Consider the following 16,004-nt stretch of genomic DNA (forward strand, 5'->3'; position numbering starts at 1 on the left):
TTCATCACACATATAGAGGTGATAACACAATGAAATTATTTACAGCTCAACTTCAAGACGTTAAGAAAATCCTTCCGCTTTACTTAGGCTATCGTGCATTTTATCAAGTCCCTGAATCTGCTGAAAAAGCAGAGAAATTCCTGACTGACAGGATCACCAATCATGAATCCGTCATTTATTTTGTTGAAAAAGACGGCGTCCCTGTTGGATTCACACAGCTGTATCCGCTGTTTTGCTCATTAGAAATGAAGCGTATTTGGCTGCTTTATGACCTATTTGTTGCACCTGAAGCCAGAAAAGCTGGAGTTGCACAACAACTGATTGCTCGCGCCGATCAGTTGGCTAAAGAGACAGATTCCGCCTTCATCATGCTCAGCACGGCAACTGATAACGTTAAAGCTCAGGCCTTATATGAAAAAGAAGGTTACGTTAGAGATACTCAGTTCTTTGTTTACAACAAAATGCTCGGTTAACGGATGCTACACAAAACGCTGTCATGCACTAGACTTTCAGGATAAACAATAACTGACTAAGAATTGAGGTTCTTATGCGCAAGACTTTATCTGTTTTATTTATTCTGATGCTTGCTGGGTGCTCTGGTGGATATCATCATCAGAAAGCCACTGACGATCAAAATAGCGAACAAACTTGTCAAAACCCAGACGCTAATGCGGACAGCACCTGTGGTCATTCCATTGTTCCGAGCATGTATTAGCAGCATGTTTGAATACATAAATGATAAAGGCCACCGTTTGGTGGCCTTCTAACTAGAATAACGATTAATCACGTGTAATTTTCTCAGCCTCTTCTTCCGTTTCAATATAACTCGACCCAAACGCAATTGTTGCAAGCAGCCCGACAATAAACCCCACTAATCTACTGCGCATTATCTCTCTGAGTAGCCTCATCGCATCTCCAGTTCAGGAACGGAGTTAGACTATACAGAGTAATATGGGTGGAAAATGCCAATTAGCCAGCAAATTTTTTAGTTCTACTGGGAGATATATCAGCTTTCGACCATGCTAGTTTTCTGTTCAATGGCGATCATGATAGTTTTACGCACCAAAGAGATTGTATCCCTTGCCCGCAGCTACATGCCTTAACTAAAAATATCGCCATTGAGCTTGGTGCAAATGGCATCCGCGTTAATGCAGTATCACCTGCGGTTGTGCAAACACCAATCTATGAGGGATTCATACCGAAAGACGAAGTAAACGGAGTCATGGCAGGTCGCAACGCAGGTTAAAACATAACAGGCTGCGAACATTTTGTCTTACTACTATAACGCTGGCTTTCTTCTTTGAGGCCAGCATTCTTATTCTAACCGATATCGTGTCACTCGCGAGCTCATAGCAAGTTACCCCCTTTACTTGTATAAATCGCTCGTTAATAGCTAGCATGATTTTAATTTTAATAAAATTAATATCAGTACAATAATTTAAACAACTCCCAAACAAATATTAAAAACATCCTATCTGAGCAATACATTTATATGACCAGTGATATCATCAGCAGGATTTTTACAACTACTCTAATTTTTCAATATTTGTTGGGACTCACCATGCTGAAAACAACGCTTCTTTCCGCTATTTTTATCTTATCAGGTTGTACTGCCAGCGACTGGATCAGCGCCGCCGGTGGCATTATGCAGGCAAAAGATGATCATAACCGCTCTACTATGGACTCAAGAATTAAAGCGGCGAATAAAGCAGCAGGATACTAGCGTCCATTAAGAACGAGTACTCACTATCCAACACGTCTTCATTGTCCATCACTAATCCGCGTGATCCTTTGGCGTAGAAAATCAACTAATCGCTTGCTGTCTGGTGACAGGACAGCAGCCTTAGTATTCACAACACCAACATCCATATAGGTAATGCAGTCATCAATAGTTCGGCGTACAACCCGAAGACCATCTAAAGACCAAGGCCGATAAACCAGATCCGATAAAATAGTCACGCCTTTGCCTTGGGCGACGAGGCTGCGAATAGCTTCGAAAGAGTTAGTTCGAAAATGAACATCCGGAATACATCCCCGACTATGCCAATAATCTTGAAATACTTCGGCATATTCGTCGGTCACTAATAGCAGAAATGGATATTTTTCCACATCAGAAAGAGTCAGCATCGGCTGGCTTAGCAACGGGTGACCAATGGGTGTCCATAGTTTTCTCTGAGAACGTATAAACGTCTCGATCCGCAAATCAGCGTCATGATTGATATTAGAAGTCAGCAATAAACAGAAATCGAACTGCTTTTGGCGTAATGCACTAACAAGAACTGGAGAAGCCGCTTCTTCAAATATAATTTCCATCAGCGGAAAACGGTTTTTTATATCACTAAGAATATTAGGCAATAAATAGGCCGAAAGCGTTTCAGCAATGCCAATGCGTACTGTACCACTCGCTGTTTCCGGCTGGTTTTGTAGATCCTCCAATGCCACGTGGCTATTCATCACAATTTTGTGCGCGTGGATGAGAAATCGCTCTCCTGCTTGGGTTAGCTGAACCCCTTTCGGGTGACGGATAAACAGTTGGCTGTTCAGCGCCTCCTCGAGATTACGCATAGCTACTGTCATTGAGGACTGCGAAATATGACAACGGTTAGCCGCTTTTGATATTTGCAAAGTTTCAGCTAATGCAATGTAAAATTCAAGTTGCCTCAATGTAAAGTTCATAGTTTTAACCTATACCCAAGGATGAAAACTTTATATTAGCATCCTGGCATTTATTGGCAGTAATCTTGATCTAACAAATAAGCCAATACTTTTACTGGAGCATTTATGCCCTATCTCCTACTTAGCCTTGCAGCATGCTTTTGGGGTGGAAACTATGTGGTAGGCCATGTATTAGTCGCTACCGCAAATCCTATTATTCTTTCTGCCGCTCGCTGGATTTTTACTGCTCTCATACTAGTGGCAATATATTTTCGACAAATTCGAGAACAATGGTCTGTCATGAAGAAATCAGCCGGCGTTATCGCATTTCTTGCCCTTTGTGGTCAGGTTTTATTCCCATTAACGCTTTATATTGGCCTGCAATACACGTCATCACTTAATGCCGCTATATACTTATCAACAACGCCAGCAATGGTGCTATTGATTAATCACTTTATCTTTAAAGAGAGAATATCATCACGAAATATCAGCGGAGTCATACTCAGTTCTTTGGGAGTAGTGTGGTTAATCCTGCAAGGAGATATCGCCCATGCGAATCTATTTAGCCAACTTAATAGAGGCGACCTTTGGACCATGGGGTCAGCCGTTAGTTGGGCGGTATACTGCGCATTTTTACGTACAAAACCGAAAGAAGTTAAAGGGAATGCCTTTGTGGCGGTGAGCGCTGCATTAGGTGCCGTGGTATTGCTTCCTATATTAGCGCTAACCATTATTGAAAACGGAGTTCCGAACATAACCCCCTATGTTCAGCCTGGATTTTTAATGGGTCTCGCATATCTGATCATATTCCCCTCTTGGCTCTCATATCTTCTTTGGAATAAGGGTATTGCAGCTATTGGGGCGACGCGTGGAGAAATATTCTCCCACATCATTCCGCTCAGCGGCGGTGTATTTAGTATTTTGTTTTTGCATGCACAACTCCATGCATACCATGGGGTAAGCGCCCTATTCATTGTGTCGGGTATCGCGTTATGTTCTCATTCAGGCAGTCTAAAAATGACAATAAAAGAAAGTGACAGAGGAAGGGATGAAATAGAGAACTAACAATGCCCCCCTGTATCCGGTACATCGAGCGTATCTGCGTGCTTAGCTACTGCAGATACGCATATCAGATCAGATACGGACAAATTGGCTCACTCATTTAGCTCCACGATAAGGCATTGGATGTTGTGATAATGGGTGGTCCAAATTTACATTGTGGGCACCCTCGATTTTAGCAATAACGACCTGAAAGCCAGAAATCCACTTGCTGCTTTGCTCTTTGGCACGTAAATGCTCAACGTTGCTCATAAGTAATTCGAGTCCTTCCCGATTATCCCAGTAGTAATTGTTTATTAGACGACCACTCTGAGCATCAGTAAATGACTCCATTCCAATAAATCCAGCAATGCCTTTTGAGAAATCTTCAATTTTTTTATCCAACTTATAAAAATCTTCATCATATTGTTTTTTGTCAAAGATAAAACTGGTTAGAAACATTGCATATTCCTCTGATAATTCCTGATGTTAGAACTTGCTGGCATTTTCTATCAACACCATCAACATGCTCCCAATATCACACTATACCGGTATAGCCTCAGTAAAGGCGGCCACCTTGCATTTCCTGAAGGGTGTATCACCGCAATCATTACCAGTCATCCTACGCCACATCGAGAAAGAAACGAACAGATGGAATATTAAATGGCGCCCCTGAGTCGATCCTTACTAAAACACCTATGTGTTAAAAGTATTATTAAGTATTTTCAGCATAAAATAATGTTACAACCTGTCGCTTATTTGACCAAAAAACAAAAGAATATCGCAAATTGGCAGCAATATAATTCATTTTCTTTGTATTGAAATAAGGTGGTTTTTTGAGCACTAATGAGAAACAGAATGGGGAGTGTTTGAAACGAAATTTAAGTGGTGCTAAAGTAGAGACTCTCTGGACAGTATTGGCTTTGCAAATCCACTGCCCAGAGATTTTTCCCTGGTGTTGGCTGAATTAGCTACCTGACTCTCGTGGTCAGGTTTTTTTTACCTTCAGCTTACCGGGGCATTATAAGTCATTGGCTAAGTTCTGTAAGTTGTACTTAAGTACTTTGCGCCCTGTACTTAAGTGCATGTTGTCACTCAGACATGGGAAATTGAACGTCTAGGAGCCCAAATGTTTTCTGTTTTCAATGAAAATCCGATACTAACGGAAACGCTCCGAGATTATATCGATAGAAAACTATCGCATTTAGGCAGTCCAGAGTACGCCTACACGGTCATCAATAAAAAAAACCCTTCAAAACTGCTTATCATTTCAAGCTACCCCGATGAGTGGGTTAACCTCTACCGTACTAACAATTTGCAGCATATCGATCCGGTCATCTTAACCGGCTTCAAACGTACCTCGCCCTTCGCGTGGGACGAAAACATCACATTGATGTCAGACCTCAAGATTTCAAAGATTTTTTCGTTATCAAAACAATACAATATTGCCAATGGCTTCACCTTCGTACTGCACGATCATTTGAATAATCTAGCGCTTTTATCTTTAATCATTGATAGCAATATGAAGGAAAATTTAGAGAAAAAGCTGGCCGCTGAGCGTGGCAATATTCAGATGCACCTCATTGAAATTAATGAGCAAATGTATCATCTCGTTCAGTCGATATCTTTTGGCAATGAAGACAGCGAGATTGATTCGGACAAACCGATTTTCACCCTGCGTGAAAATGAAGTGCTTTATTGGGCAAGTATGGGGAAAACCTATGCCGAAATTGCCACCATCGTGGGTATTTCAGTGCGCACCGTTAAGTTTCATATGGGCAACGTCGTGAGCAAGCTTGGAGTAAGCAACGCCCGACAAGCAATAAGGTTGGGCGTTGAACTTGATCTTATTACACCAATGCAGGCGTAACGGCTATCGACATTGGCCAATTAACCATCTGGGACTGAATACCACCGACTGAAGCGGTTATTTTGGCTGCCATTTTATTCTGGCTGACAGAGTCTGTCGGGAGATAAACCAGATAAATTCGCTCATCCTCACTCAGATATGCTTCCTTAAGCGGTTTAATTTGCCAACCTGAACGTTTCAATATTGTCAGCATTGCTCGGCTGACGATAGTGTAAATACCGTTGCAACCATAGTGCCTAGCATAATTTATCATCGCTAAAAATAGTACTTGGCTTAGCGGATATCGCTCGCCTAACAAATCCCTCGCGCGTGATTTATCAACAAAAAATCGGCTTGATTCTGTTTCACCGGCAGGCAAAGGCACATCCGAAAAACAAGCCTGAAACGTGTGAGTAATCATATTAGGCTCATCCAATGGAACAAAGCGCACGCTGCAGACCAGCTGTCCCTCATATAAACCTAGGATGTAACGTGTATTAGGATTATCAAACTCGTCAAACTCCATGTCTTTGTTGCAGACAACATCCCATCCCAACCGGTCACTGAACGTTTTTTTTCTCAGTCGATAGAGTTCATCAGAACGGACCCCATTCAGTTCTTCGTAACTGACATCAAATAGCTCAAGCATTCCATCACCTTGATTACATTTTAGTTACTATCCATATTATCTATGGCTGGTGTTTTTCGCGTCCTGCTATTGTACAGTTTTTTTTAAGAATATTTGAAGATAGGTTATAAAAGTCTGGGATCAAAGCCGCAACTCATTTTCAGCGCACGCAGGTAACCTGAGCAGATATAGGCGTTCATGGAGGGATATTCGGTATGACTTTAGGATTATTCAAACATGTTGTTGAACGTAAAAACGCACTCATCTTCGCTGTTAAAAAAATAAAATGAGCTAATGTGTAGAAAATCCGAGTGTAATAAATTGATTACCAGACATGATTTCAGCAGGCTTGCTCGTAATCGCGAGGGCCGTTATGTAAAAAGGCTACTATAAAGTAGCCTTTTATTCATTTTATTTATTTAAAAACTTCAGCTACCGCTTCAAAGTTTGGGCCATGCTCACGGGCTGCAATAATCACGTAGTATTTCCCACCCTTTTCATCAGCCAGTTTTGATAACCGTTTATGTAGGTCGGAAGGAGAACCCACTTCACCGTTAGTCGCGCCTACAGACACATTTCCAATATACTCATATTTGAAATGATGGGCTTCATCCTTAGAAATCAAATCTGCCGCAGCGGCACTGAATGCCGTCATTGAGAAAGCAAGGGCAGTAGCTAAAATAACTTTTTTCATATAACACTCCATGCTCATTATGAATCCTTACAGTAACATACCATCAACAAATATGAATGATCTACATCAAATTATTCACATTATGTATGTTTTAATGCACGGTGGAGTGCTGCCCAATTGAGCCAATATCAAGGCATTGTGTTGATATTAGCCCCCCCACGGAACAGCGACTTTTCTAATGTGCCATCACAATCGGCAATTCGCTAAACCGTGTGGTATACGCTGGAGACAGCATGTTGCGTTTCATCTGCCAATCCCTTTTTATTCCCTGCCCAGCAAACCACACCTTGCTACGTCCTTTATTATTTATTTCGTCGAGCACTTTCATCAGAGCTTCACTATTAGGCTTAGGGTTAAACTCATCGAACAGATTCAATTGCGAAATGCCGTGATCGTAGAAATCCCCGAGCATAACTCCGCCCTTTTGGTAGCGTTTATCAGGCTTCCAAATGTGATCTAAGCAAATCAATGCGTGTTTAATGATGTCTCGAGTATCATTAGTGGGTATTTCTAACCGAGCCGACGCTAAATTGTTGTAATGCATTTCATGCGCAGCAAATGGCGACGTTTTAATAAAAGTACTCACATGTTTACAAAACTGCCTTTCGCCCCGTAGTTTCTCTGCGGCCCTTTCTGCATAGCTGCAGATAGCTTCCTTCAGATCTTGATATTCTGTAATACGTTCGCCAAAACTACGGCTACATACAATCTGCTGTTTCGCCAATGCAGCATCTTCAATATTTAAGCATGATTCACCACGCAGCTCCCGCACGGTTCTTTCAAGAACGACGGTGTAGTTACGGCGAACATAGGCCAAATCCATCTCAGCCAACTTCAGCGCCGTATCAATACCCTGCGTTCTAAGCGATTTTGATATCTGCCTACCAACGCCCCACACCTCTTCAACAGGCATCAGTGCCATCAACTTGCGTTGCCTAAGCTTGTTAGACAAATCTACAACGCCCGCAGTTTGCGGCCACTGTTTTGCCGCATGGTTAGCCAATTTAGCCAACGTTTTTGTTGGGGCAATACCTATACCCACATCCAGGTGAGTCCCCCGCTTAATTTGTTCACGAACTTCGTGCCCAAACGCTTCAAGGTTATGGCAATGGCTGACGCCACGCAGATCCATAAATGCCTCATCGATGGAATACACTTCAACACGCGGAACCATAGCCTCAAGCAATAACATCACTCTCTGGCTCATATCGCCATAAAGTGAATAATTACTGCTAAAAACATGTACGCCATATTGCTCAAACAGCCTCCGCTGCTTGAAATAAGGTGCCCCCATGGTCACTCCGAGTTGTTTAGCCTCCGCAGAACGCGCAATGACACAACCATCGTTATTTGAAAGAACAACTATTGGCTTACCATGCAAATCGGGGCGAAATACCGCCTCGCAGCTGGCATAAAAACTATTCACATCAACAAGGGCGAACATTAGCGCGCCTCGTTGATCACAAACTTAACGACCCCGAATGTCTCAAGCACTTCGCCCTCACTGAATTCGATCGCTGAATACTCTGGATTTTCGGCAAGCAGCATGATCCTAGGACGGGTTACATAACGCTTTACCGTGAACTCACCGCCGAGGCACGCAATGATAATGTCGTTATGCTTAGGCCTCATGCTTGAATCCACCAGCAGCAGTGAGCCATCAAAGATCCCCGCCCCCGTCATTGAGTCACCAGAAACACGCACAAAATAGGTTGATGCCGGATGAGCAATAAGTAGCTCATTTAAATTGATCGGTTTATCAATGTAGTCAGCCGCGGGACTTGGAAAACCCGCGGGCACGCAGTCTGCGTACAACGGAAGTGGTGCCGAAGGCTCGCTCAAACAAGCAGGATAGAATTTCATAACATTAAACCAATAACTGTATATGCATACAGTATAATGCGTGATTTTAAGAATGAAAAGTGCCTACTCTCCAGATCGGCAGTTCTATACGGGAAAGTTCTGATTTGGAAAGAATTATATTTCTTCGGGCTTAATTTTATTCTTAGCCAGCTTACCTGAAAATATATGGCTATTGAGTCCAAAAGATAATATGAACTCCCTATTCAGGTATCTAGCATACGATCTGCTTAATAACGCAATGTGGTTTAATCAATATTGAGGAACACATTGGTAAATTTGCGAAAAGTAAACCGAGTTATTTTGGAAAATCGCAACATGTTACCAGCAAAATTATTAGGGTGGAAATCATCCAGCTATGAGATTTATTGCCAGGCTTATCGTGAATTTGGCGGGAGTGTATGCAACCATCCTTTAGTATTAAAAATATTGGAAGATAGAGCCCCCAATCAAATTCAGTTTTTTCATAAAGAAGCGAATGGAAAAATCGTTGGTGCATACTTCACTGATAAGTGTGGGGAAATTATCCATCCGCACAAGAAAATCCCAGTTATATTTGAGAATATTATTCTCCCAATCTCACCAGATTTAGGAAGTTTCTATCTACCTGCAAAATCGAAAGAACTCTCTATTAGACATAAAAAACAATTCCTTAACTTCACCTATGGCGTATTAAACCGGCGATCAATATGTCTTGTTAAAGATTCATTTTCTAAGAAAACGAATAAGAAAAGACAATCTGATATGAACAAGTTTCTCAAAAATGGCGGAGAAGTCGTTTCCGCTTCCTCCTTTAGCAGCGAGCAACTCAGTGCAATTTACCTCAAATTATCTGGTATGCGTTGGGGGAGTCAACATAATCACAGCGATATCACAGAACTTGCTGAATTTATAGAGTCAATCCGAACAATGATTTTTGGTAACGTTTTATTCTATAAGGGCGAACCCTGTGCTTACGACTTAATTTATCAGGCAGAATGCAACAACTGGATTTATTTTGACGATCACAATGGTGGGATTGATACAACGATAAAAGATTTTAGTGTCGGGAGCCTTTTGCTTTTCGCTAATATCAGTGAAGCACGTAATCTTTGCCAGCAGAAAAATAAAGAGTTTATTTTTAGCATCGGCAGATCAAACGATAAGTGGGCCTATAAAAAACTATGGTCAAATGAAGTAAAATTAGGGAAATCTATTTTTTAAGCTCACAACTGCCATCCGAATATGATTTTATACTTTGTATAACCATATAAACGCCGGAGTTTCAAATTTACTCCGGCGTATAGTCAGTCAATAACGATCGCTACGCGACATAGCCGAATACCAATAGCACAAATAGCGCATACCCTCCACTGACAATGATTAATGCACGTCCATCAGCAATACCTCGACGAAAAACGTGCCAGAGATAAACAATAGCCAAGGCGGTCACTATTCCAGCGACTAACAACGGACCATCAAACAACCACGGTGTGAAAAATAAGCCTAGCGCGCTGGGAATGGTTGCTTGAATCATCATCGCCCCCGAAATATTAGCCAGAGCTAAACGCTCTTTGCCCTGACGCACCCAAATCAGCGCATTCATTATTTCGGGTAGTTCGGTCGCTACGGGGCTCAGAAATAAAGCGACTAAGTGCGGGGGCCAATGCATGATAGTTCCTATATTCTCAAGCTGGCTGATAAAAATATGAGAAGCTGTCGCGATAACGATCAGTGATAAAACAATTTGCAGCACAATCCAACCCATTGGCGGCTCAATTGCTGAGGGCCGAATTTTGAGCGGTTCAATCATTTCTTCTTCAGGTGCAGTATCGCTATTCCTGATTTCCCGCCAAACATAGAGCGCATAGGCCACGAGAAATAAAACGCCCAACCATGGCTTCAAAGTAAAAACAATCAGGCCTAACGCAACTTTAACAAAAAATACGGCGAGAAATGCAGCCTGATCATGGCTCATACGCGCATAATCGGCCCGGATTTTGGCGCTCTTTCGATTGGAACGCCGATGATGGCAAATCAGCGCTAATCCAACCACAGCATAGGCCAGAGTCGCTAACACCAGTGGCCCCCCCATCGCAGCGCCGACCCCAATATTTTTTTGTTCTGGCGTACTACCAAAGACTACCGCCATAAAGGTCACCGTGCTTTCAGGCAGTGCGGTGCCAAAAGCGGCAAGCACAGAACCAACGGCTGTAGCGCCAATATTTAGCCGCCGCCCGAACCATTCGATCCCATTAACAAAACACTCACAGGCTAAATAAATAGCGATCGCAGAAAGGAAAAAGAAGGTGATTGTTTGATACATAATAATGATGTGGCCGGGCGAGTCGGATCCCAATGGTGCAACAACACGACTCGCCCGGCTGGGAAAGTGTATTGCGACCAAAAGTCTCGCCTGGCTATGCTTTCGCAATGGCTGACCACGCCATGAGGAAATAAACCTCAAGTTTGTTGACGTGGACTCCCTAGCAGTACTCCCAGTACGGCTGAAGGATGGCTACTCCCCAATGATAGTGTCGGCATGCTACCAGAACTGAATACACGCGTCTCGGGAGTTCAAATGAAGTCATCAGTCTGTTTTTGTTCTGTTTAGGATCGAAGGACTACGAGAAAGAAAACTGGCATAATGATGATAATATTCATGTGATAAGAATTAAGTTCAAGACTGGATCAATGCAAATCCCCTGCATTCATCCTCAAGGCCTACGCATCGGAATATTATTATGCTAACCATAGAACCTGCTGACTCTTCCGTATTTGAGCGCCTCGTTAGTATCTGGGAAACCTCAGTTCGAGAAACTCACTTTTTCCTAACCGAAAGCGACATCACGGAGTTACGCCCTTTATTACTTAATACCTATTTGCCAAACCTACCCGTTTTTATTACCCGAGATGCAACGGGTACGATCCACGGATTTATAGGCGTTGATGAAAATCGTATTGAAATGCTGTTTGTTGATGCAGCGAGCAGAGGGAAAGGTGTCGGAAAGCAACTTCTTACTTATGCCATTGAGAAATTACACGCAAATGAAGTGGATGTTAATGAGCAAAACCCTCAAGGCGCCGCTTTTTATAAACACATGGGATTTGTGCAAACAGGCCGCTCAGCAGTAGACAGTCAGGGAAAGCCGTTTCCGTTATTGCATATGAGATATTCTTGCTGAGACGGCAATGTGGGCCGATGACAACCAGACTCTCCTATTTTATCGAACCCACACCAGTATGATTACTGCTCTTTATTTGCTTTAGAATGAAATGAAAGACGAGTCTTGAAATAGGCTTTCACGCTCTCTCCCATCGCGTGAATTTTGGCGTCGATATCCTGACATAAAAACTCATCACTGTTCATTGCTCTGACTCTCTGTAACGCGAACTCGTCTATTTCTTCTTTTTGCTGTTCAGTTAGCTCATGGTCATTTTGTTGTTTCATTGGGAGTGAGTCCTCTTGTTTAGTGGTTAAAATACGCATTGTGGGCATCACCTTCAGAGTCAGACACATTAATGCCAGACGTGACGGTTCTATCCCTTAATTATACGAGTAATGACACTATAGTTTATAAATGCACGCTACACGGCTTGTGTCATATGGCAATAATGAACAATAAATAGGCATTTTAGGGCTATTGCTGAGCTTTCAGTGTATGGTGATCTCCCATGTACTCAGAGAAAGCCTTATGTCATTTTTTGATGGTTTAAAGCTATATAGTACTCGTTCTATACAGATCACCTGCCCCAAATGCTCTCATGTATCAGAGCAAAGTGTTTCGAAAATTCGCAAGAACACAACACTGATTTGTACAAGGTGCGGTGAGTATTTCTTGCCTAATGAGATTAAAACCAAAGAGTAACACTTAGTGTTTCTAAACAAGGCTGCTTTAGGCAGCCTTTAAGCTATGTATCAAGCATGGTTCTACGCTCTGGCATAGTCTTAAAAATTACAGGTATAATCCCACCTATTATTCAACTGGTTTAGAAACGAAGATGACAAAACTCACCTTACAAGAGCAGATGCTTAAAGCTGGACTCGTCACCAGCAAAAAAATGGCCAAAGTGCAAAGAACGGCTAAAAAATCACGCGTTCAGGCTCGCGAGGCGAGAGAAGCCGTGGAAGAAAATAAAAAAGCGCAGCTTGAACGAGACAAACAGTTAAGCGAACAACAAAAGCAAGCCGCTTTATCGAAAGAATACAAAGCCCAAGTGAAGCAACTGATTGAAATGAATAGAATTGACATTTCAAAAGGCGACATCGGATTTAATTTCACTGATAATAATTTAATTAAGAAACTCTATGTCGATAAGCTGACCCAATCTCAGTTGATTAATGGTCGTCTCGCGATTGCTCGCTTAGTTGTCGATGGCAGCAGTGAGGCCGGATACGCAATTATTCCCGCAAGCGTGGCCGATAAGATTGCGCAGCGTGACGCGGACAGTATCGTATTAAATAGTGCGCTGAGTCAGGAAGAGCAAGATGAAGAAGATCCGTACGCCGACTTTAAAGTTCCTGATGATTTGATGTGGTAATGAGTGTCGAAGCTTAAAAAGCCCAAATGGGCTTTTACTCTCGTCACGATTTTATGTTCACCCCGATCATGGAAAGACGTAGGCTACGCAGACATTGTGCTTTACACTGCGCGCTGCAAAAACTGAGTAGATAAACAATTTAAGTAGGCGGTAATGGCGATGAATGGAACGATCACAACGTGGTTTGAAGATAAAGGTTTTGGATTTATCAAAGATGAAAACGGTGATAACCGCTATTTTCATGTGATTAAAGTCGCCAACCCTGAGCTGATTAAAAAAGATGCGGCGGTCACATTCGAACCCACCACGAATAACAAGGGCCTATCGGCTTATTCTGTAAAAGTTATTCCAGACAGCAAATATATCTACATCGCAGGCGAGCGTATTAAGCTGACGTCGATTAAGTCTTACCTCGTTTACAGCGAAGAAGTGCCAGCCGATACCCGTATTGATAAAGAAAATACCGTGCTATCGGTCGGCATATTGATGAACAGCATCAGACCAAAAGCATCGACTCAATCAGATGAAATGCGATCGCTGAAAAAACTGGCGATCACCACTTTTCAGGAAACGACGCTAATCTTCACTGAAGATGAAATCGACATAGATGCGACGGTGAAACTGCTCAAGGTCTAAGTGATTCCAATGCTGGGCTCTTGTCCGATGCAAAAACAGGGTTTCAGCCCATAAAAGAGGCCACCTAAGGTGGCCTTTTCAATTTTTCAAACCGCTAAAAATACGTTAGTTTTGCGTTTCGATCTGTGACCAGCCCTTGCTGTACATGCAATCTTTAATCAGCACTTTGCGCTTTGACTCATTTGCGTCAGAAACCGAATAGCTCGTATCAGACGTTTTATTTTTCTTATCTTTTGTCGTATATGTCGAACTAACAACATTATCTGGAGGTAGGTCTCTTAGGGCCTGAGCTTCACATTTGGTTTCAGCGATGGCGGCATCATTTGCATTAGAACCCGGTTTCACCCATTGATAGGTGCTACACCCAGAAAGGAGTAGCACCGCTGAAAGAGTAATAAACTTATTCATTATTAATCACTTATAATTAAAGCTTAGTGAATATCAATATAAAAAAGAATTACTTATAGAATTCGAATCCATAAATCCCCTTCCCTGATCCATAGATATTCACTCAAAAGATAAATCCGCTGTTACCAGCTAGGATAGTGGTTTGTTGCCGCAGCCGTGCGTCAACTTAAGTTGTTCATGGCAACCACCCTTTTCCATAAGCTGGGTTAAAACATGCAACGCTCTCAGAGTAGCCGAATGAAATAACATAAACAATAACTGCACGTTATTTGTTTACTCTTCATTAACCGCGAAAATGACGGACTGATATACCCAGCGCAACGTAAAGCCGCTAGCATCTAACAACCAAGACGTAGTGATGTTGCTAGCAACCCACACTGAGCACCTTATGCAAAATGAGCTACTCATTACCCCATCGATTGAGAAACTCGGCAATATCATCAATTCGTTGCTCGTCAATACCCGCCTCGCCGGCCATCTGTTTCTGCGTATCTTCACTCACTTCTTCGTTGTTCATTAAGCGGGTAATCAGTAGCTGGAAGTAATGCGCTAGAGAATCACGTTCCGACTCGCTCACTGGTTTTGCTGATTCCGTCGAATATTCATCCAAAATGTCATAATATTTCAGGGATACTTCATTATTCATAATCCATCTCCAAAGTTAGATCCAAGTCAGTGACGATCTATATCGTCTGGTTTTAATAATATCATTCTTCCTATATTTTCTGGCGTGTGATAATCAGGCCTGAACCTGCGACAGCAGTTTAACTCATCAAAATGCTATATTTACCAGGTGAAAAGTCCGTCTTGCGTTTAAACATATTTCCGAAAGACTCCGCAGAAGCATAGCCTAGCCGGTGGGCGATTTGAATAACACTGCCCAACGTTTTGCTCTGCACCTCGGATACCAGTACGGTTTTCAGCAGAACATTGCCCGTAGCAACAAAGAGAATAGGTGAAAAGATGGTGTCTGTGCCACAAACGGTGGATGAATTTATTGCCAGCAACGCCTCAATATTTATTCAAGGGGAGAGTAACAGTGCCACAGGATTACTGGCAGCGGCAAAATTACTCAGCCAAATAATGATGCGAGAAGCGCAAACAATGGCATTTTCCGATGCATTTTTGCTGATTAGTATCTTACTGGGTATCGCATTTATGCTAGCTCCTGTAATGGATAGAGCTACCGGTGCTACATAGAAATAACTCATGCGATTGGACAGTATACAATTCGCCCTAGATTATCCCTTCCTCACTGAATAATGTGCTGTCCCCCAAAGATAACCTTTGATTGAGTCGCTCGTGATTATTTATCGTCTAAATCAATCAGGTCTAACAGCAATTATTGTATTTTTAAAAATCTGATAGACCTCATTGCTCGGTGGCTTAGGGAATTTGGCTAGTTTCACTGCCTTGACCGCGTCACTACATAACGTTGGGTCGCCATCTTCTGCAGTCACTGCCAACAAACGACCATCAGGGGCAAGATTAATGCGTAAATTGCAAATTTTCCCTTTGAAGCTGGGTTGTATTTTAAAATGCCACTCTATTGCAGATTGAATATCACCAGCATAATTTCTAATAGCTTGGCTAAGCTCAGTCCCTTTAGAGTCCGCGACTTGTGAATTAGTCTTATTGCTACATCCTGACAAAAGCGATAGCGCGCATAGTGCCCCTACTCCCAATAACGAAACAAGTATCTTCATATTACTCCA

The 16,004-nt window shown here is 42.3% G+C and carries 21 protein-coding genes, 2 pseudogenes and 1 riboswitch; of the genes and pseudogenes, 11 read left to right on the forward strand and 12 right to left on the reverse strand.

What is annotated here, in order from left to right; translation table 11 throughout:
* Positions 1–29 precede the first annotated feature (29 nt).
* The 3 genes and pseudogenes from CPY98_RS11405 to CPY98_RS20855 all read left to right on the forward strand — a co-directional run bounded on the left by CPY98_RS11405 (position 30) and on the right by CPY98_RS20855 (position 1,723).
* The gene (locus tag CPY98_RS11405) at positions 30–473 is read left to right on the forward strand and encodes an N-acetyltransferase (protein ID WP_043493499.1); all 444 of its coding nucleotides are present in this window, start codon (positions 30–32) and stop codon (positions 471–473) included.
* 617 nt (positions 474–1,090) lie between these two features.
* A pseudogene (locus tag CPY98_RS11410) lies at positions 1,091–1,225 on the forward strand (SDR family oxidoreductase); the annotation flags it as partial.
* Between the two features lie 267 nt (positions 1,226–1,492).
* Entirely contained in the window at positions 1,493–1,723 is a 231-nt protein-coding gene (locus tag CPY98_RS20855) for a hypothetical protein (RefSeq protein ID WP_147602434.1), read from the forward strand.
* Between the two features lie 38 nt (positions 1,724–1,761).
* On the opposite strand, the gene CPY98_RS11415 is transcribed toward CPY98_RS20855, so the two are convergent.
* Complete coding sequence (locus tag CPY98_RS11415; protein ID WP_096387732.1) at positions 1,762–2,676, reverse strand: LysR family transcriptional regulator; 915 nt, start codon at positions 2,674–2,676, stop codon at positions 1,762–1,764.
* 105 nt (positions 2,677–2,781) lie between these two features.
* On the opposite strand from CPY98_RS11415, the gene CPY98_RS11420 reads away from it, so the two are divergent.
* Positions 2,782–3,720, forward strand: coding sequence for a DMT family transporter (locus tag CPY98_RS11420; protein ID WP_096387734.1), 939 nt, complete (start codon positions 2,782–2,784; stop codon positions 3,718–3,720).
* A 93-nt stretch (positions 3,721–3,813) separates the two neighbouring features.
* Here the strand turns inward: CPY98_RS11420 and CPY98_RS11425 are convergent, their stop codons facing one another.
* Entirely contained in the window at positions 3,814–4,155 is a 342-nt protein-coding gene (locus CPY98_RS11425) for a hypothetical protein (protein ID WP_046359885.1), read from the reverse strand.
* Between the two features lie 667 nt (positions 4,156–4,822).
* Here CPY98_RS11425 and CPY98_RS11430 point away from each other — a divergent pair.
* A complete protein-coding gene (locus tag CPY98_RS11430; RefSeq protein WP_025796973.1) occupies positions 4,823–5,563 on the forward strand; it encodes a LuxR family transcriptional regulator in 741 nt (246 codons plus the stop codon).
* Here the strand turns inward: CPY98_RS11430 and CPY98_RS11435 are convergent.
* The 4 genes from CPY98_RS11435 to umuD all read right to left on the reverse strand — a co-directional run bounded on the left by CPY98_RS11435 (position 5,544) and on the right by umuD (position 8,727).
* Entirely contained in the window at positions 5,544–6,191 is a 648-nt protein-coding gene (locus tag CPY98_RS11435) for an acyl-homoserine-lactone synthase (protein ID WP_043493511.1), read from the reverse strand. The genes CPY98_RS11430 and CPY98_RS11435 overlap by 20 nt on opposite strands.
* Positions 6,192–6,585: 394 nt before the next feature.
* Positions 6,586–6,864, reverse strand: a complete 279-nt coding sequence (locus tag CPY98_RS11440) for a DUF1471 domain-containing protein (protein WP_025796977.1) — start codon at positions 6,862–6,864, stop codon at positions 6,586–6,588.
* A 175-nt stretch (positions 6,865–7,039) separates the two neighbouring features.
* Positions 7,040–8,308: a translesion error-prone DNA polymerase V subunit UmuC gene (umuC, locus tag CPY98_RS11445; RefSeq protein ID WP_096387736.1), complete on the reverse strand. Its 1,269-nt coding sequence runs from the start codon at positions 8,306–8,308 to the stop codon at positions 7,040–7,042.
* Positions 8,308–8,727: a translesion error-prone DNA polymerase V autoproteolytic subunit gene (gene umuD / locus CPY98_RS11450; RefSeq protein ID WP_096387738.1), complete on the reverse strand. Its 420-nt coding sequence runs from the start codon at positions 8,725–8,727 to the stop codon at positions 8,308–8,310. The genes umuC and umuD overlap by 1 nt, the downstream gene beginning before the upstream one ends.
* 315 nt (positions 8,728–9,042) lie before the next feature.
* Here umuD and CPY98_RS11455 point away from each other — a divergent pair, with 315 nt between their 5' ends.
* On the forward strand, positions 9,043–9,927 hold the full coding sequence (locus CPY98_RS11455) for a GNAT family N-acetyltransferase (RefSeq protein WP_096387740.1): 885 nt from the start codon (positions 9,043–9,045) through the stop codon (positions 9,925–9,927).
* Between the two features lie 100 nt (positions 9,928–10,027).
* On the opposite strand, the gene CPY98_RS11460 is transcribed toward CPY98_RS11455, so the two are convergent.
* Entirely contained in the window at positions 10,028–11,029 is a 1,002-nt protein-coding gene (locus CPY98_RS11460; protein ID WP_046449185.1) for a sodium:calcium antiporter, read from the reverse strand.
* A gap of 92 nt (positions 11,030–11,121) precedes the next feature.
* Positions 11,122–11,244, reverse strand: a riboswitch (yybP-ykoY riboswitch).
* Positions 11,245–11,447: 203 nt separating this feature from the next.
* Between CPY98_RS11460 and CPY98_RS11465 the strand changes: the two genes are divergently transcribed.
* Complete coding sequence (locus CPY98_RS11465) at positions 11,448–11,888, forward strand: GNAT family N-acetyltransferase (RefSeq protein WP_096387742.1); 441 nt, start codon at positions 11,448–11,450, stop codon at positions 11,886–11,888.
* A gap of 62 nt (positions 11,889–11,950) precedes the next feature.
* Here CPY98_RS11465 and CPY98_RS11470 read toward each other — a convergent pair whose 3' ends face one another.
* Complete coding sequence (locus CPY98_RS11470) at positions 11,951–12,154, reverse strand: hypothetical protein (RefSeq protein WP_025796988.1); 204 nt, start codon at positions 12,152–12,154, stop codon at positions 11,951–11,953.
* 244 nt (positions 12,155–12,398) lie between these two features.
* On the opposite strand from CPY98_RS11470, the gene CPY98_RS21010 reads away from it, so the two are divergent.
* From CPY98_RS21010 to CPY98_RS11485, 3 genes are all read left to right on the forward strand, one after another.
* Positions 12,399–12,572 carry a YnfU family zinc-binding protein gene (locus CPY98_RS21010; protein WP_219334615.1) on the forward strand — a complete coding sequence of 58 codons (174 nt, stop codon included), beginning with the start codon at positions 12,399–12,401 and terminating at the stop codon, positions 12,570–12,572.
* Positions 12,573–12,705: 133 nt separating this feature from the next.
* Positions 12,706–13,245 carry a DUF2058 domain-containing protein gene (locus tag CPY98_RS11480; RefSeq protein ID WP_040046593.1) on the forward strand — a complete coding sequence of 180 codons (540 nt, stop codon included), beginning with the start codon at positions 12,706–12,708 and terminating at the stop codon, positions 13,243–13,245.
* 153 nt (positions 13,246–13,398) lie between these two features.
* The gene (locus CPY98_RS11485) at positions 13,399–13,881 is read left to right on the forward strand and encodes a cold-shock protein (protein ID WP_040046592.1); all 483 of its coding nucleotides are present in this window, start codon (positions 13,399–13,401) and stop codon (positions 13,879–13,881) included.
* Positions 13,882–13,986: 105 nt separating this feature from the next.
* Here the strand turns inward: CPY98_RS11485 and CPY98_RS11490 are convergent, their stop codons facing one another.
* The 3 genes and pseudogenes from CPY98_RS11490 to CPY98_RS20910 form a co-directional block, all read right to left on the reverse strand.
* Complete coding sequence (locus CPY98_RS11490) at positions 13,987–14,289, reverse strand: hypothetical protein (RefSeq protein WP_043493527.1); 303 nt, start codon at positions 14,287–14,289, stop codon at positions 13,987–13,989.
* A gap of 400 nt (positions 14,290–14,689) precedes the next feature.
* Positions 14,690–14,935, reverse strand: a complete 246-nt coding sequence (locus CPY98_RS11495; RefSeq protein ID WP_043493530.1) for a YmjA family protein — start codon at positions 14,933–14,935, stop codon at positions 14,690–14,692.
* Between the two features lie 118 nt (positions 14,936–15,053).
* A pseudogene (locus tag CPY98_RS20910) lies at positions 15,054–15,167 on the reverse strand (hypothetical protein); the annotation flags it as partial.
* A gap of 85 nt (positions 15,168–15,252) precedes the next feature.
* Between CPY98_RS20910 and CPY98_RS11500 the strand changes: the two are divergent.
* On the forward strand, positions 15,253–15,489 hold the full coding sequence (locus CPY98_RS11500; RefSeq protein ID WP_051874146.1) for a hypothetical protein: 237 nt from the start codon (positions 15,253–15,255) through the stop codon (positions 15,487–15,489).
* Positions 15,490–15,611: 122 nt separating this feature from the next.
* Here CPY98_RS11500 and tolA read toward each other — a convergent pair whose 3' ends face one another.
* Positions 15,612–15,995, reverse strand: coding sequence for a cell envelope integrity protein TolA (gene tolA, locus CPY98_RS11505; RefSeq protein ID WP_046449183.1), 384 nt, complete (start codon positions 15,993–15,995; stop codon positions 15,612–15,614).
* Between the last annotated feature and the right edge of the window lie 9 nt (positions 15,996–16,004).

The organism is Hafnia sp. CBA7124, from assembly GCF_002355555.1.
GTDB lineage: Bacteria > Pseudomonadota > Gammaproteobacteria > Enterobacterales > Enterobacteriaceae > Hafnia > Hafnia alvei.